The organism is Amycolatopsis sp. NPDC021455, from assembly GCF_040640995.1.
Taxonomy (GTDB): Bacteria; Actinomycetota; Actinomycetes; order Mycobacteriales; family Pseudonocardiaceae; genus Amycolatopsis.
This window is the reverse complement of sequence record NZ_JBFACT010000030.1, coordinates 1-25288: the sequence shown is the minus strand read 5'-3', so window position 1 is coordinate 25288 and position 25288 is coordinate 1. Positions and strand designations below refer to the sequence as shown.

24 protein-coding genes are annotated in these 25288 nt (G+C 70.8%); 11 read left to right on the top strand and 13 right to left on the bottom strand.

All coding sequences use genetic code 11. The annotated features are described in order from the left end of the window. Positions 1-70: 70 nt before the first annotated feature. From AB0G28_RS28410 to AB0G28_RS28395, 4 genes are all read left to right on the top strand, one after another. Positions 71-688: a hypothetical protein gene (locus tag AB0G28_RS28410; protein ID WP_361095407.1), complete on the top strand. Its 618-nt coding sequence runs from the start codon at positions 71-73 to the stop codon at positions 686-688. A gap of 27 nt (positions 689-715) precedes the next feature. Next, positions 716-1378, top strand: coding sequence for a Crp/Fnr family transcriptional regulator (locus AB0G28_RS28405; protein WP_361095404.1), 663 nt, complete (start codon positions 716-718; stop codon positions 1376-1378). 80 nt (positions 1379-1458) lie between these two features. After that, positions 1459-1725 carry a hypothetical protein gene (locus AB0G28_RS28400; protein WP_361095401.1) on the top strand — a complete coding sequence of 89 codons (267 nt, stop codon included), beginning with the start codon at positions 1459-1461 and terminating at the stop codon, positions 1723-1725. A 110-nt stretch (positions 1726-1835) separates the two neighbouring features. Beyond that, positions 1836-2342 (top strand): hypothetical protein, encoded by a 507-nt coding sequence (locus tag AB0G28_RS28395; protein WP_361095399.1) that lies wholly within the window; start codon positions 1836-1838, stop codon positions 2340-2342. Here AB0G28_RS28395 and AB0G28_RS28390 read toward each other — a convergent pair. From AB0G28_RS28390 to AB0G28_RS28375, 4 genes are read right to left on the bottom strand one after another with little or no spacing between them, the layout of a single operon-like run. After that, the gene (locus AB0G28_RS28390) at positions 2333-3388 is read right to left on the bottom strand and encodes a thiamine-phosphate kinase (protein WP_361095396.1); all 1056 of its coding nucleotides are present in this window, start codon (positions 3386-3388) and stop codon (positions 2333-2335) included. The genes AB0G28_RS28395 and AB0G28_RS28390 overlap by 10 nt on opposite strands. Then, positions 3372-3986, bottom strand: coding sequence for a dCTP deaminase (gene dcd, locus AB0G28_RS28385; RefSeq protein WP_361095393.1), 615 nt, complete (start codon positions 3984-3986; stop codon positions 3372-3374). The genes AB0G28_RS28390 and dcd overlap by 17 nt, the downstream gene beginning before the upstream one ends. Then, positions 3983-4735, bottom strand: coding sequence for a hypothetical protein (locus AB0G28_RS28380; RefSeq protein ID WP_361095390.1), 753 nt, complete (start codon positions 4733-4735; stop codon positions 3983-3985). Before AB0G28_RS28380 ends, dcd begins: the two co-directional genes overlap by 4 nt. Positions 4736-4751: 16 nt before the next feature. Continuing rightward, complete coding sequence (locus AB0G28_RS28375) at positions 4752-5969, bottom strand: helix-turn-helix transcriptional regulator (RefSeq protein WP_361095387.1); 1218 nt, start codon at positions 5967-5969, stop codon at positions 4752-4754. A 345-nt stretch (positions 5970-6314) separates the two neighbouring features. Between AB0G28_RS28375 and AB0G28_RS28370 the strand changes: the two genes are divergently transcribed. From AB0G28_RS28370 to AB0G28_RS28355, 4 genes are all read left to right on the top strand, one after another. Further along, positions 6315-6638 (top strand): hypothetical protein, encoded by a 324-nt coding sequence (locus AB0G28_RS28370; protein ID WP_361095384.1) that lies wholly within the window; start codon positions 6315-6317, stop codon positions 6636-6638. Further along, on the top strand, positions 6635-7207 hold the full coding sequence (locus AB0G28_RS28365) for a hypothetical protein (protein ID WP_361095381.1): 573 nt from the start codon (positions 6635-6637) through the stop codon (positions 7205-7207). The genes AB0G28_RS28370 and AB0G28_RS28365 overlap by 4 nt, the downstream gene beginning before the upstream one ends. Before the next feature lie 91 nt (positions 7208-7298). Beyond that, complete coding sequence (locus AB0G28_RS28360; protein WP_361095378.1) at positions 7299-8555, top strand: bifunctional glycosyltransferase family 2/GtrA family protein; 1257 nt, start codon at positions 7299-7301, stop codon at positions 8553-8555. Next, positions 8555-10387 (top strand): glycosyltransferase family 39 protein, encoded by a 1833-nt coding sequence (locus AB0G28_RS28355; protein ID WP_361095375.1) that lies wholly within the window; start codon positions 8555-8557, stop codon positions 10385-10387. Before AB0G28_RS28360 ends, AB0G28_RS28355 begins: the two co-directional genes overlap by 1 nt. A 33-nt stretch (positions 10388-10420) precedes the next feature. Here AB0G28_RS28355 and AB0G28_RS28350 read toward each other — a convergent pair whose 3' ends face one another. After that, a complete protein-coding gene (locus AB0G28_RS28350) occupies positions 10421-11206 on the bottom strand; it encodes a hypothetical protein (protein ID WP_361095372.1) in 786 nt (261 codons plus the stop codon). A 109-nt stretch (positions 11207-11315) separates the two neighbouring features. Then, positions 11316-11741: a nuclear transport factor 2 family protein gene (locus tag AB0G28_RS28345; RefSeq protein ID WP_361095369.1), complete on the bottom strand. Its 426-nt coding sequence runs from the start codon at positions 11739-11741 to the stop codon at positions 11316-11318. Positions 11742-11857: 116 nt separating this feature from the next. Between AB0G28_RS28345 and AB0G28_RS28340 the strand changes: the two genes are divergently transcribed. After that, complete coding sequence (locus AB0G28_RS28340; RefSeq protein ID WP_361095366.1) at positions 11858-12580, top strand: hypothetical protein; 723 nt, start codon at positions 11858-11860, stop codon at positions 12578-12580. On the opposite strand, the gene AB0G28_RS28335 is transcribed toward AB0G28_RS28340, so the two are convergent. Continuing rightward, a complete protein-coding gene (locus AB0G28_RS28335; RefSeq protein ID WP_361095363.1) occupies positions 12568-13302 on the bottom strand; it encodes an AfsR/SARP family transcriptional regulator in 735 nt (244 codons plus the stop codon). The two genes, AB0G28_RS28340 and AB0G28_RS28335, sit on opposite strands and share 13 nt — an antisense overlap. A gap of 92 nt (positions 13303-13394) precedes the next feature. On the opposite strand from AB0G28_RS28335, the gene AB0G28_RS28330 reads away from it, so the two are divergent. After that, positions 13395-14108, top strand: a complete 714-nt coding sequence (locus AB0G28_RS28330; protein WP_361095360.1) for a serine/threonine protein phosphatase — start codon at positions 13395-13397, stop codon at positions 14106-14108. A gap of 2 nt (positions 14109-14110) precedes the next feature. Here the strand turns inward: AB0G28_RS28330 and AB0G28_RS28325 are convergent, their stop codons facing one another. The 6 genes from AB0G28_RS28325 to AB0G28_RS28300 form a co-directional block, all read right to left on the bottom strand. Next, a complete protein-coding gene (locus AB0G28_RS28325) occupies positions 14111-14590 on the bottom strand; it encodes a DUF2127 domain-containing protein (protein ID WP_361095357.1) in 480 nt (159 codons plus the stop codon). 80 nt (positions 14591-14670) lie between these two features. Beyond that, a complete protein-coding gene (locus AB0G28_RS28320; RefSeq protein ID WP_361095354.1) occupies positions 14671-17019 on the bottom strand; it encodes a GH92 family glycosyl hydrolase in 2349 nt (782 codons plus the stop codon). A gap of 45 nt (positions 17020-17064) precedes the next feature. Further along, the gene (locus tag AB0G28_RS28315) at positions 17065-18513 is read right to left on the bottom strand and encodes an amidohydrolase family protein (RefSeq protein WP_361095351.1); all 1449 of its coding nucleotides are present in this window, start codon (positions 18511-18513) and stop codon (positions 17065-17067) included. A 177-nt stretch (positions 18514-18690) separates the two neighbouring features. Beyond that, complete coding sequence (locus AB0G28_RS28310) at positions 18691-20247, bottom strand: ABC transporter permease (RefSeq protein ID WP_361095348.1); 1557 nt, start codon at positions 20245-20247, stop codon at positions 18691-18693. Beyond that, on the bottom strand, positions 20244-21152 hold the full coding sequence (locus AB0G28_RS28305; protein ID WP_361095345.1) for an ABC transporter ATP-binding protein: 909 nt from the start codon (positions 21150-21152) through the stop codon (positions 20244-20246). The genes AB0G28_RS28310 and AB0G28_RS28305 overlap by 4 nt, the downstream gene beginning before the upstream one ends. A 2-nt stretch (positions 21153-21154) precedes the next feature. Then, positions 21155-21775, bottom strand: coding sequence for a TetR family transcriptional regulator (locus tag AB0G28_RS28300; protein ID WP_361095342.1), 621 nt, complete (start codon positions 21773-21775; stop codon positions 21155-21157). 208 nt (positions 21776-21983) lie between these two features. Between AB0G28_RS28300 and AB0G28_RS28295 the strand changes: the two genes are divergently transcribed. Then, on the top strand, positions 21984-25217 hold the full coding sequence (locus AB0G28_RS28295; RefSeq protein ID WP_361095339.1) for a S8 family serine peptidase: 3234 nt from the start codon (positions 21984-21986) through the stop codon (positions 25215-25217). Positions 25218-25288 lie beyond the last annotated feature (71 nt).

The following is a 25288-nucleotide window of genomic DNA, read 5'->3' as shown; positions in this document are numbered from 1 at the left end:
CGTGGGCATTACAGAGTCCTACAGTCAAGTTGACTGAACTTCAGTTCTAACCTGAAGGCAGGAGCGGATCATGGACATCTCGGCTGATTTACCCCGGCACCGGGCCATCATGGCGGTCGACATCGCACATTCGACCGACCGGACGAACTCGGTGCGTTCCCAGCTCCGGATCGTCCTCTACGAGCTGCTCGACGAAGCGCTCGCCGCCGGCGGGATCGGCCGGAAGCACCGGGATCCGTTCGTCGACCGGGGGGATGGGGCTCTCTGCCTCATCCGGCCGCATGATCAGCTCCCCAAGACGCTCTTGCTCACCAACGTCGTTCCGGCGCTGGCCGGACTGCTCGCCGAGCACGCCGAAAGCCGGCCCGAGCTGGCCTTCCAGCTGCGCGTCGCCGTTCATGCCGGTGAGGTGCACCGCGACTCGCGGGCCTCCTACGGCGAGGACGTCGACATCGCCTGCCGCCTGGTCGACTCCCCCGAGCTCAAACGCCGACTGCGCGAGACCGCCCGGCCGCTCGCCTTGGTGGTGTCCCAAGAGATCCACCGATCCGTTGTGCGGCACGGCTATCCCGGGATCGACCGCAGCTCCTTCACGCTGGCCGTCCACTTCAAGCTCGGCAAAGAACGGCTTCGCGGCTGGCTCTACACGCCCGAGGCGGCAGCACCACTGGCAGGCATGACCGCGTAGCCGGGCCTCAGGGGAGGTGACGCCGCAATGCGAAGCGATGGATTCCGGGCCATCCTCGGCGATGACGGCCGCCGGGCGCTGGACGCGCTGGCCACGCCGCGGAGTTTCCGCCGCGCCGACCGGCTCTGCCGTGAAGGCGACTCGTCGAGGAATGTGCTGGTGTTGCTGTCCGGGCACGTTCGGATCATGAGCGTGACCCCTGACGGACGAGAGGTCATGGTGGGCGTCCGCGGGGCGGGCGACATCGTCGGCGAGCTCGCCGCGATCGATGACCGGTCGCGGTCGGCGACGGTCGAGGCGCTGGGGGATGTCGAAGCACTCGAAGTGCCCGGCAGCCGGTTCGTGGCACTGTGCCAGCGGGATGCGCGCGTCTCCTGGGCGCTCGTGGTGGTGTTGAGCGCACGTCTGCGGGGCGTCGGCCGCCTTTGGCTGGAAATGACCGGCGGCGCCGCGATCCGGCGGGTCGCGGCGCAGCTGATGCTGCTCGCGGTGCAGCTGGGTGTGTACCACGACGGGACGGTCGAAATCACGATTCCCGCTACCCAGGCGGAACTCGCGATGACTGCGGCACTGTCCCGCGGGTCCTGGGCCCGCGCGACACGAGAACTCCGGCAGCGGGGGGTCATCAGCACCGGCCGGGGACGGGTGACGATCCACCGCCCGGCTGAACTTCGGCAACTGGCGCACTGAATCCGGGGGTATGTGCCGCCTGACACAAAGCCGGACGCCGACCGGAGGTTTGCTGGAACCGCTGAGAAGGAGGGGCACTCATGATCTCCGACACGACTTCGCCACACGAGAGCCGCTGGCGCCGGGGCGTCTACGCGGCCGGGCTCGTCATTCCGTTCACCGCTTCCCAGCTGTGGGCATTGCTGGTGCTGCTGCGCCTGGCACCGCTCGGCGGCCTGGTGGGTCAGGCGTTCGTCCTGCTGCTGCTGGGTTCCTGCGTCGCGATCTGGGCAGGCTGGCGCTGGACCTGGCAGCTAGGCCGGGACCGGGATCACCAGCCCACCTCCAAAACGCGGGTTCCGACATGACCCCCGGCCTGGCGGTCGTCGCAGCCCTCGTCGTCGGTGCCGGCACCGCACGACTCCTGCGTCACACAGGCGGCGTTCTCCGCCGCCGGTTCACCGGAAGGAGCACCGAAATGACTCGTCGGCAGGCGTCGTTCGCCGTCCGGCTCTACCACTGGCGCTGGGAAATCCTGGCGGTGACGTTGGCCCCTTGGTCCTTGGTGGTGTTCGCGAGCTGGGCCGGTCCACTGTGGACTTCGGCGGGACTTGCCGTCGCGCTCGGGCTGGCGGCGTTGCGGCGTCGTCAGGTACGTGCCCGGATCCGGGCAGTCCGGTTGCAGCACCGGTTGCGGGCGGTGTTCCCGCTGCTGCGCCTGCCGGGCGGCCGCTGCCCGGTGATCCTTTGGTCACGGCCGCGCGGTGGGGACATCGTGGTGTCGCTGTTCGGTCGTGACGCGTTCGAGCATCTGCACCGCCGCCGGATGGTGCTCGCGGTGGCCTGCTCGGTGCCCGAGGTGTACGTGGACCGGCACCCGCGGTACGCGAGCCTCGTCACGCTGACCATCAGCCCGACCGACGCACCGCGTGAACCCCGGACAGCCTTGCCGAGCAACGTGGTTCCGCTGCGCGTTCACAGCTGAGCCGGGCCGCCGAGGACGTCGGTGATCAATGTGGTCAGTTCGCCGCCGTGCCAGCTCGTCGCCGAAAACCTTTCCTGGGCGATTCCGCGCCACGGACCGGTCCCCGCCGTGAGCTCGCCGTCCGGGGTGAACGTGCCGATCTGCTGTGCCGCCACGCCTTCCGCGCGCAGCGTCTTCGTGACCAGCTTGACGTCCTCGGCCTGGACTGCGACAACCAGTCCCCAGTCGCCCCAGGTCTGGGCGAGGGCGAACGGTTTCAGCCCGGACTGCGCGGCCACCGACGCCGGTGGTCCGTCGAGGGCGAACTCGCCCGTCACCGCTGCGCCGAGGCCGTTCGCCTCGCACAGCGTGCGGACCGTCGCGAACAGGCCGTCGGAGACGTCCATCGCCGCACGCGCGAGCCCGTGAGCGGCCAGTACTTGGCCCGCCTTCAGCTGGGCCGTCGGCCGGCAGGCACGCTGCCAGACTTCCTCGCGGACCGGCTCCGGAAGTGTCGCCTCTCCGGTCTCCAGCAGCGCCGCGGCCCAGAGGTAGCCGGGGGATCCGACCAGCAGCAGGCTGTCGCCGGCGCGGGCGCCGGTCCGCCGCAGCCTGCTGCCCGGAGCGCACCGGCCGATCGCGGTGGCCGTCAGCTGCGTCGCCGCGCCATCCCGGATGTCACCGCCGGCGACCTTGGTGCCGTGGGCCGCGCAGCAGTCGTCGACGCCGTCCAGGAGCCGCTCGAACTCCCGTACCGTCGTGACCTTCGGCAACGTGTAGTTGACGACGAGCCCCAGCGGGACGGCTCCGGCGGCCGCCAGGTCGGACAGGTTGATCGTGGCCAGCAGCCAGCCCGCGTGGTAGAGGTCCGGTTCGCGCAGCAGGTTGACCAGCGGCGTCGGGCAGCTGTCGGTCGTCGCGACGAGTTCGCTGCCCGCACTCACCGCGCCGAGCAGGGCGCTGTCGTCGCCGAACCCTTCGGTGCCGCCGTAGCGCGGCCGCAGAACTCGTTCCTGGATGCCGCGCTCACCCAGGTCACCCAGGCACAGCTCAGTGGTACCGGACATGATCCGCCAATCGGGATGCGACGACCGCGTGGTCACTCGAATAGTTGTGCGGCATGGTGCCGTAGGACTGTTCGCTCCCTGAGGAAGCGAACAGCATCAAGTTGCAGATCCGGGCGCCCGGATACAACAGCACCGGGTGCCGGAGGTGGTTGACGATTTCCAGGGTGAGCACGGCGCCCGTCTCGTGGCCGAAGCCGGGGCTGACCTGCCCGCACAGCACGACGCCGATCCCGAGCCGCGCGTAATCGCTGGTGCCGTCGACGAGTCCGGCCAGATTCGCCGAAAGGCCGATCTTCTCGTACGTAGGGGCGAGCACGACCTCGCCGGGTTCGACGGTCAGCCGCCCGTTGGCGTCCGGCTCCTTCGCCACGAGCTCGGGGTGGGTCGAGCGGTCCGCGACGTCCACCGGCCCCGTCGTGACCAGGGTGAATGCCTCATGGCCGAGCCGCAGGCTCAGCGCGGCCGGGCGCACGAGCGCGGGATCGAACGGGTCCACCCGCAGCTCGCCGGCGGCGAGGGCGCGCCGGATGGCCCGGTCGGTGAGCACACCCGGCCTGCTGCGCTTCCTCACCTGGTCCCGTGGTTCCACGAACGTCATCGTGCGGCCTCGTTCTGGAGACTCGCCAGTACGGCGGTCACGAGTTCGTGGAAGTCCGCTTCGGTGAGCTCGAAGTTGGGCTGGTCGTCGCTTTCTCCCGGCTCGCAGTAGACGACCGTGGTGGGGGTTCGCCGCGGGCCCTGGACGACGACCGTCGCGGTGAGCCCGGCGTCGATCGGCCGCACCGTGTGGACGACCGCGGTATCGCACGTATAGACGTCGCCGCCCTGGACGTGCGGCACCGCCCGGCGCTTGAGCCGTGCCTCGCCGTCGGCGGCCAGTGCCGCCGGGTTCGCGGGGTCGGTGCCGTAGCGGTACCGGCGGAACGGTTTGCCGCCTTCGGTGGTCTCCGCGAACTCCACCATGTGCATCCCGGTTCCGGCCAGCACGTGGGAGGCGAACTCCCAGCGGTGGCTGTGCGGGTTGGATTCGCCGCGAGACGGCGTTTCGCTTCGCGGCCAGACGTGCAGGCGGACGCGGAACTCCGGTTCGATGCCGGTGTGCAGGACGATCTTCGCGAAGCCGTTGGGATGCCAGTACGAGCGTTTCGCGATTTCGGCGACCGCCGCGTCGTCGGCGGTCAGGTCCCGCAGCCAGGCCGTGAACGCGCCGCGGGTGGCGCCGACGTGCTCGGCCGCCGCCGCGAGCTCGGCCAGCCCAGGTGGGGATCCGGTGCCGCGCAGGGTTTCCGCGAGCTGTCGCAGGAAGGCGTGGTCGTCGGCGGAGACGACCCTCGGTGTCGTGCTCATCGTGGGAGGGGCTTCTCTATTCAGCGGCCGCAGGCGGAAGGAACGGAGGTGCCGCGAAGGCCAGCGCAGCCGAGCGCAGGGCCGTGACGGCGTCGAGGGTCATCCAGATGGGGAGGTCGCCACTGCCCCAGGCCCACAGGCCGACACCGGCTTCGTAGCGTTCCCACAAGGAGCCGAGCGCGCGGCTCAGCCGGACCGCGGGCACCTGAGGTGCCTCGGCCAGGGCCTGGACGACCCATGCGGAGGTGAAGTGCTTGATGTTCACCCGGACGGCTTCCCGGCCGCCGGGTTGCGGGAGGGCGAGGTCTTCCATGATCCCGTCGTCCGGGTGGATGCGGTCGACGAGCCATTTCGTACCGATCTCGACGGCGTCCCGGACGTCGGCGCGGTCGGCGCCAGCTCGCAGGAGCGCTCGTAGAGCCACGACGGCCCGGGCGGTGTGCGCCGGGGACGGTTCGGGCGCCACCAGCCGGGGCTCCTTCTTCTCGCCCCAGAGCGGGATGCCGTCGAAGTCGAGCCGGGCCGCGAGGAGGTCGTCCGTCAGGCGCCGGGTCAGCGGGGCGTCCGGCGCGAGCCGGACCGAAGTGCGCAACGCGACGGAGAGCAGAAAGGGCCGAGTCCGGCTGTAGTCGTCGAGCGAGTGCTCGAGGTGTTCCAGCCCTTCCTCGGCCGTGAGGATGGTGCTGGTCTGGGACAGCGCGTCCACGACCGCCGCCGTGACCTCGGGACGGCGCCCCGCCGACCGGCCCTGCCAGCCGAACTCGGAGCGCTTCTCGTAGAGGTCGCGGACGACCGCATGTAGGTCGATGTAGGGTTCGCCCAACACGACCATGGCGCTGATCCCGTAGGCCGTGGCGAGCGTCGTGTGCTCGCCCCGCTTCTGGAGGTTGTGCCGCCAGCCGACCGCCCGGCCGTCCTCGTCACGGATGAGCTCGTGGGCGAGGCCGGCACCGGCCCGCCGGAAGACTTCGAGCAGGGAGCCGCCCGTCGCGAGGGCACCGCCGGCGGCCTGGCCGGGCGATCGGGCCGCTTCGGCCAGCTCCACCAGCGCGTTCGCCGCCCGGAAGTGGTCGTCGAGCAGCCGGGCGTTCTCCACCGATGGCAGGTAACGGCCGGTCTCCCACTGGGTCAGGTTGGCGCGGCTGACCCCGACGATGCGGGCCACGTCCGCCTGGGTCTGGCCGGCCGCTTTGCGCAGCCGCCGCAACTCGGCGCCGACGTCCTCGGCAGTCACCGTTACCACATCAGTACCTATCGGCCGCGACGCGGTCGACCTAGAATGTAGGTAGGCACTATGCACCAGCCTTACCTACTCAGGTAGGCGAACGTAGGGAGGTGACAATATGTGGACACAGAGCGCACTTTATCCCATCCCTGACTCTTCGTTGGTGCCGACTCGACGTGACTCGCCCGAATGGGTTGCATCCCCAGCTCGCGGGCCACCCGTTTCGCCGCATCGGTCGCGACCGCGCGCAGCTGGGGCACTACCGACAGTGCCCGGCGGCCTCCCCGAGCCGCCCGTGGGCGACCCTACCGGGTCGGCGTTCCGAATCCGTGCGTTCTCTCCGGGGGTGTCACGATGCAAGACCACGACCTACCTACGTCCCGCCAACGTGGTTGGTTCGACCGCCTGCTGGACCGCCTCGGCGCCTGGCTGTTCGCCACCGAGGAAGACGCCCGCGCCGAAAAGCGCGGCTGGGAGGTTCACCGCGGGCCCGGGGGAACCCGCGTCTACCGCGATCCCCGCTGGGACACCGTGCACGCCTGCAGTTCCTGCGGCGGCCACGGGCTCAGCCTCACCGACGGCGCGGCTTGCCCGGCCTGCGCCGGTACCGGAGTCGTCCGCCGGGCGCCCGCGACCGCCGCCCCGGTCGCCGACGGCTGCGAAGGAGCACGGTCATGACCCACGGCAACCACGTCCCCGAACTGGCCCGGCAGCTGGCCCCCGTGAAACGGCCCAACCCGCTGCTGTGGCTCTACCACTGGCGCTACGAGATCCTCGCCGTCACGCTCCTGCCCTACGCACTGGTCAACCTCGTGCTCTGGCTCGGGCCGGTCTGGTCGGCGGTCGCTCTCGTGGTGGCGTTCAACTGGGTCTTCTACTGGCGCGCCGCCCGCCGCCACCTGCGGGGCCGGCTTCGCGCGATCGTCGTGCAGCACCGGCTCCGCTCCGCCTTCGCGGGTGCCCGGATCTGCACGGTGGACGGCCGCCGCCCGGCGATCCTCTGGACCCGCCCGGTCGACGGCGACGTCGTGGTCTCGCTGTTCTGCCCGGCGGGCATCGGGTTCGACCAGATCCACTCCCGGCGCGACGTCCTGGCGGACGCCTGCTTCGCCCAGGAGATCTACGTCGACCGGCACCCGAAGTACGGCGCACTGGTCACGCTGACGATCTGCACCACCACGCTCCGGCAGGAGTCCGGCCGGGCCGTGTCGCCCGGTGAGGTCGTGCCCCTGCGCGCCCACAGCTGAGCTGTGCGGTGCCCGGTCAGCCGGGCACCGCACAGCAACCGCACAGAGAGATCACACGGTCACCAAAGCGGCACCCGCGACCGTGGAGCGCATGACAGCCACCGCACCCGCATCGCGGCCCGGGACCGTCCCGGTCGATCTGACCGGTCCGCAGCCGGTTCTCGACGTCGTCATCCCCGTCTACAACGAAGAGGCCGACCTCGAACCGTGCATCCGACGGCTGCACGACCACCTGACCGAGCACGTCTCCTACCCGTACCGGATCACCATCGCCGACAACGCGAGCACCGACGCGACGCTGCGAGTGGCCGAAAGACTCGCCCGGGAGTTCCCGGAGGTGGCCGTCCACCACCTCGACGAGAAGGGCCGCGGCCGCGCGCTCAACGCCGTGTGGCAGGCCTCCGACGCCGCCGTCCTCGCCTACATGGACGTCGACCTCTCCACCGATCTCGCCGCGCTCGGGCCGCTCGTCGCGCCGCTGCTGTCCGGGCACTCCGATCTCGCCATCGGCAGCAGGCTCGCCCGGGGGGCGCGAGTGGTGCGGGGCCCGAAGCGCGAGTTCATTTCCCGCTGCTACAACCTGATCCTCCGCTCCACCCTCGCCGCGAAATTCAGTGACGCGCAGTGTGGCTTCAAGGCCATCCGCGCCGACGTCGCTCGTGAGCTGCTTCCGCACGTCGAGGACACCGGGTGGTTCTTCGACACCGAGCTGCTCGTCCTGGCCCAACGCGCCGGGCTGCGGATCCACGAAGTGCCCGTCGACTGGGTCGACGACCCGAACTCGTCGGTCAACATCGTCAAGACGGCCACCGCGGACCTCAGGGGCATCGCCCGCGTCACGAAAGCCACCTTCACCGGGGAGATCCCGGTCAGCAGGCTGCGCGAACAGCTCGGCCGGCAGCCGATCGGCGTCGACGCGCCGGGCGTGCCGCCGCGGCTCGTCACGCAGCTCGTGCGGTTCGCCGCCATCGGCGTCAGCAGCACGCTCGCCTACCTCGTGCTGTTCCTGCTGCTGCGGACCGTCGTCGGCGCGCAGGCGGCGAACTTCGCCTCGCTGCTGGTGACGGCGGTCGGGAACACCGCGCTGAACCGGCGGCTGACGTTCGGCATCCGCGGCCGCGCCGGCGCCGGGCGGCACCAGTTCGAAGGGCTGCTCGTCTTCGGCCTCGGGCTCGCGCTCACCAGCGGGTCGCTGGCCCTGCTCAACGGATCCACCACCCCCGGCCTTGTTCTGGAGATCACCGTGCTGGTGCTGGCGAACCTCGCCGCCACGGTGCTCCGGTTCCTGCTCCTGCGCGGCTGGGTGTTCAACCCGCGCCGCCAGGCCACCACCCAGAAGGAGTACTGATGACCGCCGTCCTGCCCGCCCCGGTTTCCGAACCCCGGCACCGCAAGGAGTCCGGCGCGCACGCGCCACCGCGCTGGGTCCGCCCGGCCGCGTTCGGGCTGCTGGCCGCGACCGCCGTGCTGTACTTCTGGGACCTCACCGCGTCCGGCTACGGCAACTCGTTCTACGCCGCCGCCGTGCAGTCCGGCACGCAGAGCTGGAAGGCCTGGCTGTTCGGGTCGCTCGACTCGGGGAACGTGCTGACCGTCGACAAGCCGCCCGCGGCGCTGTGGGTGGGCACGGCCTTCGCGCGGATCTTCGGCTTCTCCAGCTTCACCGTGCTGGCGCCGCAGGCGCTGATGGGCGTGGCATCCGTCGGGATCCTGTATCTCACGGTCAAGCGGACGGCCGGCCCGGTCGCCGGTCTGCTGGCGGGCGCGATGCTCGCCGTGACGCCGGTCGCCGCGCTGATGTTCCGGTTCAACAACCCGGACGCGCTGCTCGTGCTGCTCATGGTCGCGGGTGCCTACTTCGTCGTGCGCGCCACGGAAAAGGCGAGCCCGCGCTGGCTGGCGCTGGCCGGCGTCGCGATCGGGTTCGGCTTCCTGACGAAGATGATGCAGGCGTTCCTGGTGCTGCCCGCGTTCGGTCTGGTGTACCTGATCGCCGCGCCGACGTCGCCGGCCAAGCGGCTGCTGCACCTCGGCGGCGCGGTCGTCGCGCTGGTCGTCTCGGCCGGTTGGTACATCGCGCTGGTCGACCTGTGGCCGACGTCGTCGCGGCCGTACATCGGCGGGTCCGAAGGGGACAGTCTGCTCGAACTCGCCTTGGGCTACAACGGCTTGGGCCGCATCTTCGGCGGCGAGGGCAACGGCGGCATGGGTGGCGGCGGTATGGGCGGCAACACCGGGTTCGGCGGCTCCACGGGGTTGTTCCGGATGTTCGGCGCCAGCTTCGGCACGGAGATCTCGTGGCTGCTGCCCGCCGCGTTGATCGGCTTGGTCGCCGGGCTCTGGTTCACCCGCCGCGCGCCACGCACCGACCGGACGCGGGCGGCGCTGGTGCTGTGGGGCGGCTGGCTGGTCGTGACGGCGCTGGTGTTCAGCTTCATGAGCGGCACCGTGCACCCGTACTACTCGGTCGCGCTGGCTCCGGCGATCGCGGCGCTGGTGGCGATTTCGGGCCGCGCGCTCTGGCAGGGCCGGGCGCACGTCGCGCCGCGGGCCGCGCTGGCCGGGATGGTCGTGGTGACGGCGGTGTGGTCGTTCATCCTGCTCGACCGGACACCGGAGTGGTTCCCGGCGCTGCGCTGGATCGTCGCGGTGCTCGGCGTGCTGGTCGGCACGGTGCTGGTGATGGGCGTCCCTTCGCCGCGCCGCGCCGCGGCGGTCGTGGCGGCGGCGCTGGTTCTGACTCTGGGTGTCTCGACGGCGGCGTACGGCGTCGAGACGGCTTCGGTGGCGCACAGCGGGTCTATCCCGTCTTCGGGACCGACGTCGAGCGCCATGGGCGGCTTCGGTGGCTTCGATGACTCTTCGAGCGCAGTCGGTGCGTTGCTGGCCAAGACGACGACGAAGTGGGCGGCGGCGACGACGGGTTCGCAGAGCGCGGCCTCGCTGGAACTGGCGAGCGGCAAGGCGGTGATCGGCATCGGCGGCTGGAGCGGCTCCGACCCGGCACCGACGCTGGACGAGTTCAAGGCGTACGTCGCGGCGGGCGAGGTCAAGTACTTCATCGACGGCGGCCGGGGAGGTGGGCCGGGTGGCGGCTCGTCGGAGATCACCGAGTGGGTGACGGCGAACTTCACCGCCACGACGGTCGACGGCTACACGGTCTATGACCTGCTGAGCTGACGCACGATGCCCGGGTCCCGCGGGACCCGGGCATCACTCTGCCGGCGACCGCCGGATTTCGCGGGTATCACGGACCTTCGTGTTGTAATGCGCGCCCCGCACGACCGTCGTCTCGACGAGGACCTCGAAGTGCCGGAATCGCTTCAGTTTCTGCAGGAACTTCTGGTCGCTCAGTTTTTCGGCCGCGGCGACGGTCCCGTACCCCGAGCACCCGGCGAGAATGACGATCTCCGCTTTTTCCGGGGCGAGCGGGTTCGCCGAACGGATGATCAGGCCGTAGTCGTTGGTCGGATCCCCGGAATCGTCATACTCCGGGGTGATTTCCCGGCTGGATCGCTTGTCGTACACCGCGCCGGGCTCAGGCCCGAGGTCCTTCGCGAACCCGTAGGAAACCGCCTGGTCGAGTTTTCCCAGCATGGTCGCGGTCACGGAGTTCCCGTCCGGCCCGCCGATGAGCACCAGGTCGGATTCCAGGTCCCGGGCCGTCAGCTCCTTCGACTCGACGATCCGCCCGGAGAAGCCCAGCCGGCGCAGCTGGGCTTCGACCTCCATCAGCGCGAGAATGTCGCCTTTGCCGACCATCCCGGTCTTTTCCCAGCTGCTCAGTGGTTCGAGATCCGGTGCACCGAGCACGAGGAACGGATGCCGGCTCCCGATCGTCTTCCAGAACCGGCGGGCTCGGTGCAACCGCAGATGCCGCTCCGTCCTGATCACGAGCCAGACGACGAACCCCCCGGCAATCGCGGCGGCCAGCAGCTTCGACCATTCGGGGAGTACGTCGGAAAACCAGCCGCCGACATCTGCCTCGGCCAGAGTCACCACGGCCACCTCCCGCCCGCTCGGCCGACGCCATGAGCCATCGCCGGCCCACGGCGTCCCAGCGAGACAACCTTACCCTCCGGGAGGATCGTTCTCTCGCCGGTCGAGATCAGTTTCGGCGCCGCAGGTGGTGGCTGACGTCGCCGACGAGGTCCACCGTCGCCCGGCGTTCGGTGAACCGCCAACGGCCGTCGACACAGGTGAACCGGTCTTCGTACCGGCCCGCCGCGATCGTCTGCAGCGGGAAGCCTGGAAGCGCCTGCAGCACCGTGAAGTAAGCGCGCCCCCACGCCGTCGAGCCGGTCACCTCGAGTGCCACATTCGTCGTCACGTGTTTCGTGCGCGGGGTCCCGTCTTCGTACACGATCACCGACTCGCGCAGCATTCGCTCGACCTCTTCGGCGCCTCGCACCACGCCGCCGCTGCCCACGAACGCCCCCGCCGTGAAAAGCGCGCCCACTCCGGCGAAGTCTCCCGCGTCGACCAGTGCCGCGTACGAAGCGATCAAGTTCTCCAGTGCGCGGCTGTCTTCCACGGAAACGATCTTACAGAAAAAGTATGGAAATCTTCCGTACCTTGGCGGCGGACGGCGGCAGGGGGCCGCCGCGTCAGGGGGTACTCATGTCACTCGATCGCCGTAGCCTGCTCAAAGTGGGGGCCGCCGCCGTGGCCGGGGTGGCGCTCATGGGAGCCGGCACCGGAGTCGCCGCCGCCGACGACGGCGGGTTGCCGCCCGTGCCCGGGATGCTCGGGGACCGCCGGGCCAACGAACTCTGGTACCAGCTCGACGAAATCGCGCTGTACCACCCGTCGCAGGAAGTCCAGGACGCCTACGCCGTGTTCTTCCCCTTCATCCAGCAGAACGCTCCGGAAGGCCTGTACGAGAAGTGGCGCGAACTGAGCCGGGAACCGGCTTATCCGAAGAACTACGCCGAGTTCGTCAAGCCGGTGGAAGGGCCGCTGAAGACCCTTTCGACGCTGCAGCTCGACAACTTCGACCGCTTCTACCGAGGTGACGAAGCCGGCTTGGTCAAGGCCTTCGCCGCTTTCGGGCAGGGCGTCCTCTTCGACCCGCGGCGGGCTCCGGAGGAGTCGGAAGTGCACACCATGAACGGGAACCCGCCGAACGGCTACCACTTCTGGCACTCCGTCCTGCGCGCGCAGATGGTCCTCGGCATCGACCGGCACCGGTGGGCGCGGATCGACCCGATGATCGGCTTCGGCTGGGCACTGCAGTCCATCGCGAAACCCGATCACCGCCACGTCAACCCCGGCCTGCCGCGGGAACAGGTCCACACACTGGCCCGGTACTGGCTGCCGCGCTCGCCCGCCGAGCTCGACCGCGACTTCCAGTCGGCGCCCTACCCCGCCTGAGCGTCCAGCACCCGCTGGTACGCCGCCCGCAGCGTCGGGCCCGGGGCGATCCCGAGCCGCTCGTCGAGGAGCCGGCGGCCCCGGTGGTACACCGCCACCGCGTCCGCCGGCCGGCCGCTCGCGCAGAGCCCGGCCATGAGCAGGGCCCGCGCGCGCTCCCGCAGCGGGTGATCCAGGACGAGCGAGGTCGCGTCCGGCACTGCCCGCAGGTGGTCGCCCGACGCGATCTCCGCTTCGAGCCGGCCCTCCAGTGCCGTCAGCCGCAGCTCGTCGAACCGCGCCGCCTCGCCCGCGCGGAGCGGTTCGGCGACGCCCGCCAGCACCGGACCGCGCCACAGCTCCAGTGCGGCGCGGAACCGCTCCGCCGCACGGGCCGGGCGGCCCGCGTGCAGCTCGTCGTGGCCGGAGGAGGCCAGCCGCTCGAACTCCTCGGCGTCGACGGTCCCACCCGGCGTCAGCAGGTAGCCGCCACTGCTCCGGACGAGCCGCGCCGGGCGGCCCAGGGCCTTGCGCAGCCGGGAGACGTACGTGCACACCTGCGCGTCGACCGTCGAGGGCCGTTCGCCGTCCCACAGCAGTGAAATCAGGCGTTCGTCGGGCACCACGCGCCCGCGGGCCAGCAGCAACGCCGCCAGCAGCGTCCGCGGCTTCCGCCCGCCGAGCGCGGCCGGGCGGCCGTCGGCGCGCGACACCGCCAGCGGCCCGAGAATCCGGAACTCCATCCCCACCCCCTTCCCACGGTACACGGCAAAGTCTCAGCCGGTCCTCAGATTCGGCGCGGATCATGGAGGTCAGAGGGGACGAGGAGGCCGCGATGATCACCACACGTCCGGGTTACCCGCGGTGGCACACCGCGAGCGCGCAGGGGCCGCGCTCACTCAACGCCGACGCCGTCGGCGCGTACGCCGCCGCCGGCGGGCCAGGTGTCGTGTTCGCTCTCGCCGACGGGGTCGGGGATGATCCCGCCGCCGCGCGGGCCGCCCGGACCGCCGCCGCGGCCGCCGCGCGCACGGCCGTCCACAAAGGACCCGTCGAGGCCGTTCTCGCCGCGCAGCGGGCCGTTCGCGAGCTGGGCGGCGGGGACGCCGTGCTCGTCGTCGCCATGCCCGCCGAGCACGGCGGGTACCGCATCGCCTGGGTCGGCGACGCCCGCGCATACGCCTGGGACGGCACCGCGCTGACCCTCCTGACCACCGACCACACGCTCGCCGAGTACTTCCGCGCCCGCCACCAGCCGGTGACGCCGCGGATGGAGCACGTCGTCACGACCAGCGTGCGCACCACCGAACCGCACGAGATCGGCACGGTCGCGACCCCGAGCGCGGGGCTGCTGCTGACCAGCGACGGCGTCCACAAACCGCTCGCCGGCGGCGGGATCCGCGCCGTGCTGGCGCAGCCCGGCACCGGCGCCGCCGAGCTCGTCGACGCCGCGCTCGCCCGCGGCGGCTCGGACAACGCGACCGCCATCTACGTCGAACCCCTGGAGGCGGCCGACAGCACGACGGTCCGATTTCCCGTCGCCGCGTAGACCTACCCGGCCCGCTTCAGCTGACGGTACTCGCGCAGCACGAGAACGATGATCACGACGTCGAGCGCGGCGAAGAACGGCAACGCGATCGAGTGGGTGTGCACGGCCCGGAAGATCTCGTAGACCACGAACGCGGCGAGGATCAGCGCCGCGACGGGGTAGGCGCGGACGATCTTCCGGGCCAGCGCCCACACCAGGCCGAGCTTGATCAGCCCGTGAGCCAGCAGGTACGCGACGGCGAAGGTCTTCGTGTCGCCGTGGAGGAAGTTCTCCGTGGCCGACTCGAGGTGGCGCGCCAGCGTGCCGGACGGGTCGCCGAGCAGGTCGCGGGTGATCACGGCGTGGGTGAACCCGCTGACGGCCGCCGCCGGGACGAACGCGAGGATCAGCGCCCCGACGACCTGCAGGGCGCCGTCGAGGCCTTTGATCGCGATCGCGACCCGGAAGAACTTCTCGGTCGCCGTCGTCTTCGTGTCGGACATGCCTCCAGCTCAGCAGAAATAGGGGCGCACCGCACGTGGAGGCACTTTTCGCACCGTTCGTACCGGGCTGTCCGGGTCCGCTACATCGCGGGTGGCGCCCAGTGCGTCCCCCACGCTGTGGGGATGTCACCCAAGGAGAAGTGGATCTTGCCCGCGCGGAGCAGGTCCGCGTGCGAGATCCAGCCGCGGTCGTAACCGCGCTGTCCGATCCGGACGTCCTTTGTGTACTGGAGCTTGGCCGCGCTCGCGCCGGGCGCCTCGATCTCGATCTTCCGGCCACCGTCCGGGCGGATTTCGACCTTCTCGAACATCGGCGTGCTGAGCAGGTACGTCCCGGAGCCCGGCTGGGCTTCGAAGATCCCGGCCATGCCGAAGACGAGCCACGACGAGATGGTGCCGAGGTCGTCGTTGCCCGGCATGCCGTACGGCGTGTCGGTGAACAACGTCCGCGCCGCGCGCAGCACCGCCGACGTCTTCCACGGCGCGCCCGTCCAGCTGTACATCCACGGCGCGTGCAGGTCGGGCTCGTTGTTCGGGTTGAAGGCGAAGTTGTTGTGGTAGTCGTACGCGCCGTGGACCCACGAGTCCTTGGCCGCCTTCGCCGGGTCGGTGAGCAGCAGCGGCATGTCGAAGAAGGTGTCGAGCCGCTTCTCCGCCTGCGCCGGGCCGCCCATCAGGCCGAACAGCTTCGCCGTGTCCTGCTGGGCCAGCCACTGGTACTGCCACGGCGTGCCCTCGTGGAACCCGGTGGACTTCGCCGGGTCGGGGTCGCCGACGCCGGTACCGTCCGCCGCCTTCGTGCGCGGGAACCCGGTGAAGCCGTGGGATTCGACGCTCGTGTCCCACAGTTTCGCGAAGTTTCCGCAGCGCGCCCGCAGCGTCGCCGCCTTGTCGCGGTAGCCCAGGCCGGAAGCCATTGTGGACAGCGCGCAGTCGGCGAGGGCGTACTCGAGGGTCGCCGACCCGGCCTGACGCGTGTCGCCGTAGGTGTAGCCGGGCAGGTCCTGGTAGCCGATCCAGCCGTTCTTCACGTACGTCGGGTTGCCGTCGCGGCCGCGGAAGATCGACTGGTCCTTCGGCACTTCGTTGGCGTTGCGCCACAACGCGTCGAACAGCTGACGCGCGGTCCGGTCGTCGAGGAGGCCGCGGCGGTAGTTGTCGACCACCCACGGCGTGACGGGGTCGCCGCTCATCACGTTCGTCTCGCCGCTCGCCAGCGCCCAGCGCGGGACCCAGCCGCCGTCCCGGTAGATCTTGAGGACGGACTTGGTCATGTCCGCGGCCTTGTCCGGGTGCAGGAGCGCGACCAGCTGGTTCTGCGAGCGGTAGGTGTCCCACAGCGAAAACATCTGGTAGTAGGTGTCGCGGCCGCGGTGGACGACGTCGTCGAAGCCGCGGTACGAACCGTCCACATCGGACCCGACGGACGGGTGCAGCAACGACCGGTAGAGCGCGCTGTAGTAGGTCCGCTGGTCGGCCGTCGTCCCGCCGGCGACGCGCAGGCGGTTCAGCTCGTCCTGCCAGGTGTCGTGGGCGGCCTTGCGCGCCTTGTCGAACGACTTCGGCTGCTCGGCCGCGCGGTTCAGGCGGGCGCCGTCGATGGAGGTGTAGGAGAGCCCGACGGAGGCGCCGACCTGGTTCTTGTCGGTGCCGAAGGTGAGCCAGGCGCCGGTGCGCTGACTGCCGAGCTTCGCGTCACGCTGGTTCGGTGTCAGCTTGGTGTCGGTCCAGGTGCCGAAACTCGTGAACTCGCGGTCGAACTTGGCGCTGAAGAAGACCTTGTAGCGCTCTTTCTGCGTCTCCCAGCAGAAGTTGCCGCCCTGCAGCCAGCCCTCGACCGTGTCGTCGCCGACGACGTGGACCTCGCCGGCGTAGGTGTAGCCGTTGCTTTCGCCGACCTCGATGAGCACGTTCTCGCTCGTTCCGCCCGGAAACGTGAAGCGGTGCTGGCCGGTGCGCTGGGTGGCGGTCAGTTCGGCGTCGACGCCGTTGCCGAGCTTGACGCCGTAGTACCCCGGCTGCCGGGTTTCGTCGGCGTGGCTGAACTTGGCGCCGTACCGCGCGGGGTCGCTGCTGGTGACGGCGCCCGTGGTGGGCATGAACCGGAAGTTGCCCATGGTCTGGCAGCCGACGCCGGAGAGGTGGGTGTGGCTGAAGCCGAGGGTGGTGTCCTGCGCGTAGTCGTAGGACGCGTACTTCTTGAGCTGGGTGTCCGGGCTGAGCTGGACCATCCCGAACGGCGTGGTGGCACCGGGGAAGGTGGTGCCGTCGCCGTTGTTGCCGATCGAGGTGTCGACGAGGGTGGTGGGGTCGTCGGCGAACCGGGGACCGGCTTCGGCGGGAACGGCGAGAGCCATCGTCGTGGCTCCGGCGAGCAGGGTGGCCAGGACGCGCGTCCGGGTCCTCGGCGACAACGTTGTCACATGCACGGTGGGATCTTTTCCGTTGTCCGGTGGACAACGCAAGACCCTGACTCAAACCTGGTGCGTGACGTGCCCGTCGACGATCGTCGCCGTCACCGGGAGACCGCGCAGGTCCGCCGGCGACAGCACCGACGGGTCCGCCGCCGTCAGCACCAGGTCCGCGACGTCGCCCACCGCCACCCCGCGACGGCCGCCGGAGGACGCCGCCAAGGCGTCGGGGAGGGAGAGCGCCTGCTCCGGGTGCCACGGTGGGCGGTCGTCGTCCGTGCGGGAGATCGCCGAGGTGATGCCGTCCCACGGGTCCAGCGGGGCGACCGGGGCGTCCGAGCCGAACTCCAGGCGCGCGCCCGATTCCAGCAGCGAACGGTACGGGAACGCCCGCTCGGTGCGGCCGTGCCAGTGGCGGTCGGCGACGTCACGGTCGTCGGGCTGGTGGGCCGGCTGGACCGCCGCGATCACCCCCAGCGAAGCGAACCGGGGGACGTCCGACGCCGCGAGCAGCTGCGCGTGCTCGATGCGGCCGGGGCAGCCGACCTCCTCGAACGCGTCCAGCGCGATCGTGTTCGCGCGGTCGCCGATCGCGTGCACCGCCGGGAGCAGGCCGTGGTCGAACGCCCGCCGCATCAACGGAACCAGTTCGTCAGGCGGCAGTTCCAGCGAGCCCGGCGAATCGCCACCGGGATAGGGGTCGTGGCAATAGGCCGTGCGCGTGTTGAGGGACCCGTCCACGAAGAGCTTGAACGGCCCGACCGTCAGCAGCCCGTCCGAACCCGGCAGGACGTCGCCGGTGCGGTGGCCGCGCTCGATGGTCCGGTCCAGGAGGTGCTTCGCGATGACGCACGAGATGCGGGCCGCCGGAGCCCCGCGGCGGGTCCAGTCCGCCACCGTGTCCGCGTACTCGTAGTCGACGATCCGCGTCACGCCGCGCGCGGCCGCCGCGGAAACCGCTTCCGCCACCCACCGGTCCTGGACGTCGATCGCCGCCGTCGGGAGCTGGGCCGTCGCGGTCATGCAGTCGCCCTCCAGCAGCACGCCGGTCGGGTGGTCGCGGCCGATCAGCTTCAGCGCCGCCGGGCTCAGCCACAGCGTGTGCAGGTCCGCGCTGAACAACGCGACCGCGCGGCCGGGCAGCGCCCGCTGCAGCAGGTCCTTGTGCGGCTTGTCCGGCCACAGCCCGTCGCGGAACCCCGCGCCGACGACGAGCTCCGTCTGCGGCGCCGGCGTCGCCAGCAGGTGCGCGAGCAGCAGCTCGATCGCCTCCCCCGCCGAACGGGCCGCGTGCAAGGGGATCCGGCGCCGGAACGTCGCCCACTGCAGGAGGTGGACGTGCGCGTCGACCAGCCCCGGCAGCAGCGTCCCGCCGTGCCCGTCGACCACGCGCGCCGCGAACCCCTCGGACCCCGGCCCGGTGATCGACGTGACCCGGCCGTCGTTCACCCGGACGTCCGCGAGGTCGCCCCCGAGACCCACGCGGACGCGGCGCAGCAGGAGATCATCCATGCGGACCACTGTGCCAGCCCGACCCATCCGGGTGAAACACGCATAAGTCGTGAAATATCCGGGTACCTCCAAGCGTTGTCACCACTGGCAGCCGTCGCCCGCCGAAGGGTCAGGGCCGGTCCATGGGCGCCGCCTTCACAAGCCGCGCAGGGTTCGACTCCCTCGGTTGCCGCCAAGTCATCCCACCGGCATGTCACGGCGGCGCAACGCCGCCAGGCCGCCCGCGCCCGAAACCAAAGCGATCGCCAGCAACCACAGAACCGGCGCGAGACTGAACGTCCCTCCCGGCAGCCTCGCCATGTGCGAAAACGGCGAGAGTCCCAGCACCACGTCGTTCCACCGCAGTGCCGAACCGACCAGCGACAGCAGCAGGAACGCCGCCAGCAGCCCCCACGCCGCCGCGGCGAAGCGCGGGAAGAAGCCGATCAGCGCCGCCGCCAGTCCCGCCGGCACCCACACCGCCGGCAGCTGGGCCAATGCCGCCGGGACCAGCGGGACGCCGGACGTCAAGCCGGTCGCGAAGCCCGTCACCGCCAGCACGAACGCCGAGCCCGCCAAGGCGAACGTCAGGTGCGCGAGAGCCCAGCCGAGGCGGCCGACCGCCGTCGCCAGGACCGGTTCCGCCCGGCCCGCCGCCTCTTCCGCCCGCAGCTTCAGCGTCGCCTGCACCGCGTAACCCGCGGCCGCGAGCCCGAACAACGTCATCGTCCCGGCCAGGTACGCGTCCGTCACCGCGCCTCCGCCACCCAGCCGGGAGAACACCTCCCCGACCGCCTTGTTGTCCCGCATCATCTCCGCGACGTTCTTCGCGCCCCCGCCCATCAGCAGGCCGACGAGCCCGAGGCACCCGGTCCAGACCAGCAGCGTCCCCCGCTGCAGCCGCCAGGCCAGCGCCAGCGGCGACCGCAGTGACGGCTTCGCGCCGGAACGCCCGAGCCGGGCCGGGAGCAGCGCCGCGCCGAGGTCCCGGCGCGCGGACAACGCGACCGCCGAGACGACCAGCAGGCCGGTCGCGACGACAGCCAGGGCGAGCACCCACCACTGCTCCCCCGCGAACGGGCGGAGCCGGTGCGCCCAGCCGATCGGCGACAGCCACGCGAGCCAGCCGGCCGACGCGCTGCTGTCGCCCGCCGCGCGCAGCAGGAAGGCCAGGACCAGCGCGCCGATCCCGAGCCCCCGCGCTCCGCCCGCACCCCAGGTGAGCTGGGCGGCGACCGCGCCGACGCCGGCGAACACCCAGCCCGCCAAGGAAAACCCGAGACCCAGCGCGAACGCCCCCGCCGCCGGGACGCCCTGGGCCGCCAGACCGAATCCCACCAGCAGCCCGTGGACCAGGCACGCGCCACAGGCGGCGATCACGGCCGCCGCGAGTCCCGCGTGCCGTCCGACGACCGTCGCGCCGGTGAGCTCGCGGCGGCCCGCCTCCTCCTCGGTCCGGGTGTGCCGGACCACGGTGAGCAGCGCGATCAGGCCGACGACGACCGGCACGAACCCGCACTGCCACGCCAGAAGGTTCCCCACGGAAGAGCCGTACAGCGGGCCGTTGCGGACCACGAAGGTGGCGCTCGAAGCGTTGAGGTCGTAGAAGTGCTGCCGCGACACGGCATCCGGGTAAGCCGCCTTGATCGACGATAGGTACCCGATCGGCGCCAGCGTGAGACCGAGGATCCACACCGGCATGAGCAGGCGGTCCCGCCGCAGCACCAGCCGCAGCAGCGCCCAGGTCCCGGTCATCGTCCCGCTCCGACCGGCTCGTCGTGGCGGTAGTGCCGCAGGAACAGCTCTTCCAGGGTCGGCGGACGGCTCACCAGGCTCCGCAGCCCGGCCCCGGCGAGGTGCCGCATCACGTCGTCCAGCGATGTCTGGTCGACGGACAGGTGGACGTGCGAGCCGTACGTGCTCAGGTCGTGGACCCCGGGCAGTGACGCCAGATCCGCCGGTACCCGCGCGAGCGACGCGTCGATGGTGATCCGGCCCAGGTGCCGCAGCTCGTCCAGGGTCCCCGACTCGACGGTCCGGCCGCTCCGGATGATCGTGACGCGGTCGCACAGCGCCTCGACCTCGGAGAGGATGTGCGAGGACAGCAGCACCGTCCGGTCGCCGCGTTCCCGTTCCTCCGCGACGACCTGCCGGAACACCTCCTCCATCAGCGGGTCGAGCCCGGACGTCGGCTCGTCGAGGACCAGCAGTTCCACATCGGACGCCAGTGCGGCGACGAGCGCGACCTTCTGCCGGTTGCCCTTCGAGTACGTCCGGCCCTTCTTGCGCGGGTCGAGGTCGAAGCGCTCGATCAGCTCCGCGCGGCGGGCGGTGTCGAGGCCGCCGCGCAGCCGGCCGAGCAGGTCGATGACCTCGCCGCCGGTGAGGTTGGGCCAGAGCGTGACGTCGCCCGGCACGTACGCGAGCCGCCGGTGCAGCTCGGTGGCGTCGGTCCAGGGGTCGCCGCCGAGCAGGGTGGCGCGGCCGCCGTCGGCCCGCATCAGCCCCAGCAGGACGCGGATCGTGGTGGTCTTGCCGGCGCCGTTGGGCCCGAGGAAGCCGTGCACCTCGCCGGTGTGGACGGTCAGGTCGAGCCCGTCGAGGGCTTTCGTCCGGCCGAACGCCTTGGTGAGGCCGTCGGCGGTGATCGCTTCGGCCATCGTCATTCCTTTCGTTTCGCGCTTCCCCTGGCCAGCACTTCGCGGGCCTTGTCGAGCAGTTCGGAACCGGCGAGCGGGTGGGTGAAGATGTACCCGGCCGCGGTCATCATGCGGAGCATCGCTTCGTGCGTGCCCGGCTCTTCGCCGAGCGCCCGCGCCACGTGGTCCTGCAGGATCATCAGCCCGCCGGTCATCGCGGCCAGTGCGGCGCCGACCGCGCGGGGGTCCGGCATGTCGAGCCCCGCCTCGGTGAAGTAGCGCTCGGTGCCGTCGACGATGTCGACGAACTGCGCCGCCGCCGCTTCGGAGCCGTCGATCATCGCGCGCCCCATGTAGCGGCGGAACAGCAGCTGGCGGGCGTCGAACGTCGGGATGAAACCCGGGTCCGCGTGCCCTTTTTCCAGCGCCTCTTCCTTGAAGCGCACCAGCTCGTCGAAGACGTAGGTGTCGCACGCCTCGCGCAGGCCGTCCTTGGAACCGAAGTGGTGGCGGATCAGGCCGCCCGACACCCCGGCTTCCCCGGCGATGTCGAGGATCGACGTCTTCTCCATGCCCCGCTCGGTGAAGAGCTTGATGGCGGCGTCACGGATCCGGGCCCGTGCGGTGAGGTCTTCGGTACTCATCAGTGGTCCTATACGTGCATGTAGTCGACTACACGTGAATATAGCCCGCTATACGCACATGTAGCAAGGCGGAGCTTTCACGTGAAAGCTCCGCTCCGGGTGGCCGCCTAACCGCCGAGCCGGTTACGCCATTCGGCTCGCAACCAATTGCGGTCTATGGGCTAACTGTCTGATTGCTGACGAAGATCCCACCCTGTGTACTGCTCGGATGACACAGCACAGATCGCGCTGGAGACGGCGGGCCGGGATCACCGTCCTCGCCACCGCACTCGGCGCCTCCGTCCTCGGCGTCGCCGTTCCGGTGGCCTCCGCCCAGCAGGCCCCGCCTTCCAACGGCGCGGCCGACGGCAAGACCCTCGACGAGCACGACCGCGCGCTCGTCGCCGAAGCCGAGAAGGCCGGGAAGCCGGACGTCACGCTGCTGATCGCCGCCGAGAAGGGCCAGACCGGCGCCGCCGTGAACGAGCTCAAGGCGCTCGGCGGGGTCGTCCAGTCCACCGACGCGAAGCTCGACTACGTCAAGGTCAGCATCCCGCCGGACAAGGCCGAGAAGGCCGCGAAGCTCAAGTCGGTGAACGCCGTCGACGTCGACGGCCTCATCCAGCGCGACGACCCGAAGCCCGACGGCGCGACCACCCCGCTGCCGCAGCCGGCCCCGGGCAAGAACACCCCTCGCGTCAACCCGTACCTGCCTACTGGGGACACGTACGCGGCGCAGTTCGGCCAGGTCCTGCCCAACTGGGACGGCAAGGACACCACGGTCGCGGTGCTCGACTCCGGCGTCGACCTCGACTCCCCCGCGCTGGCCACCACCAGCCACGGCGAACGCAAGATCGTCGACTGGTACAACGCCAACGCCACCAACTCCGGTGACGGCACCTGGGTCAAGCAGTCCACCCAGACCTACACCGGCACCTTCACCGCCAACGGCAAGACCTGGACGGCCCCGGCGACCGGCGGCCCGTACACGTTCGGCCTCTTCGGCGAGACCGCGGGCGACCTGGGCGCCGCGGACAGCGAAACCGGCGGCGACGTCAACCGCGACGGCGACCGCGCCGACTCCTGGGGTGTGCTGCTCGACAGCGCGACCAAGGAGGTCCGGGTCGACCTCAACGGCAACGGCGACTTCACCGACGAGAAGCCGATGACCGACTACAACAAGAAGTACGACGTCGGTTTCTTCGGCACGGACAACCCGGCGACCGACATCGCCGAGCGGATGGCCTTCGTGGTCCAGACCGACAAGCCGGGCTATGTCGGCATCGGCATCGCCGGCGCCGAGCACGGCTCGCACGTCGCCGGCATCGCCACCGGCAACGACCTGTTCGGCGGCAAGATGGACGGCGCGGCCCCGGGCGCGAAGGTCCTCGCGGTCAAGGTCTGCCTCACCGGCAGCGCCTGCACCTCCTCGGGCCTGATCGACGGCGTCGTCTACGCCGCCAGCCACGGCGCCGACGTCATCAACATCTCGATCGGCGGCCTGCCGGCCCTCAACGACGGCAACAACGCCCGCGCGGAGCTCTACAACCGCACGATCGCCGAGTACAACGTCCAGATCTTCATCTCGGCGGGCAACAGCGGCGCCGGGGCGAACACCGTCGGCGACCCGTCGGTGGCCACGGACGCGATTTCGGTCGGCTCGTACATCACCAAGGAGACCTGGCTGTCGAACTACGGCTCGGTCACGAAGAACCCCGAGTCGATGCACCCGTTCTCCTCGCGCGGCCCGCGTGAGGACGGCGGCTTCAAGCCGGACATCATCGCGCCCGGCGCGGCGATCTCGACCACCCCGCGGTGGGAAGCGCCGAGCCCGGTTCCCGGCACGTACACCTTGCCGGCCGGTTACGCGATGCTGCAGGGCACGTCGATGGCCGCGCCGCAGGCGACCGGCGCGGCGGCACTGCTGGTGAGCGCGTACAAGGCGACGCACAACGGCCAGCGGCCGCCGGTCGCGCAGCTGCGGGCGGCGATCAAGTCGACCGCGCGGTTCGTGCCGGGCATCGGCGCGTACGCCCAGGGCGCGGGCCTGTTCAACGTCCCGGCCGCGTTCGTCGCGCTTTCGCTCAACCCGAAGCCGGACGCCGTCTCGACGTCGGTCGAGGTGCACACCGCGCTGTCGGGCCTGCTGGCCAAGCCGAACACGGGCGTGGGCATCCACGACCGCGAAGGCGTGACCACCGGCAAGGCGTACACCCGGACCTACACGATCACCCGCACCACGGGCTCGGCGCACCCGGTGCCGTACTTCGTGCGGTGGGTCGGCAACGACGGCACGTTCTCCTCGGGGTCCACAGTGGTCCTGCCGCTGAACACCCCGGTGAAGTTCGACGTCAAGGTCAACCCGAAGAACGCCGGTGTCCACTCGGCCCTGCTGTACCTGGACAACCCGCTGACGATCGGCATCGACGTGCAGACCCTCAACACGGTCTTCGCGCCGCAGGAGTTCGTCGCCGGCAAGGGCTTCCAGGTCGACGTCTCGGGCAAGATCGCCCGCAACCAGGCGACCAGCTACTTCGTGCGGGTGCCGCAGGGCGCCAGCGCGCTGAAGGTCGACCTGGACGCCGGCGGCGGCGCCCCGGGCAAGGGCCAGGTGCGGTTCCTGCGGTACGACCCGACCGGTGTCCCGGCCGAGGCCAGCACCGCCACGACCGCGTGCTACCTGCCCGACGCGGGCGCGGGCTGTGCCGGCGGCACGCCGACCAGCCGGACCGTCGCCAACCCGCTGCCGGGCGTGTGGGAGATCGTCGTCGAGGCGCGGCGGACGTCCGATGTGGACGAAGCGGCGTACAAGCTGTCGGCGACGGTGCTGGGCACGGCGATCTCGCCGAACCCGGACACGATCGCCTCGGCCGCGCTGAACACGCCGATCGCGCGGTCCTACACCGTGCAGAACTCGCTCGGCGCGTTCACCGGCAAGCTGAACGGCGCCACACTGGGCAGCGCCAAGGTGCAGCGGCCGTCGATCGCCGAGGGCACGCAGCAGCAGTACCAGATCGCGGTGACGCCGGGCTCGACGTCGCTGACCGCCACGATCGGCAGCCCCGCCGTCGTGGGCACGGACCTCGACCTGGTGCTGTACAACTGCACGATCGGCTCCTGCGTGCAGGCGGGGGTCAGCGCGGACGGTGACTCCGAGGAGTCGGTGACCATCCCCAACCCGGCACCCGGCGTGTGGGTGGCGCTCGTCGACGGGTACGCGGTGCCCGGCGGCACCACCGCCTACGACTACCTCGACGTGTTCACCAACCCGGCGTTCGGTTCGGTCGCGGTGACCGACGCGAACGCGCCGCGGGCGTCGGGGAGCTCGTGGACGGTGCCGGCGACGGTGACCGTCACCTCGGCCCCGGCGGCGGGCCGGACCCTGCGTGGCCAGCTGGCCGTGCAGACCGACACCGGCGTCACGGTCGGCACCTCGCTGGTGCAGATCACCGCGGTGAGCTAGGCCGAAGTCCGTGAAGGCCTCCTTCCCGGCCATAAGAGCCGGGAAGGAGGCCTTCACGGCTTTTGGTCAGG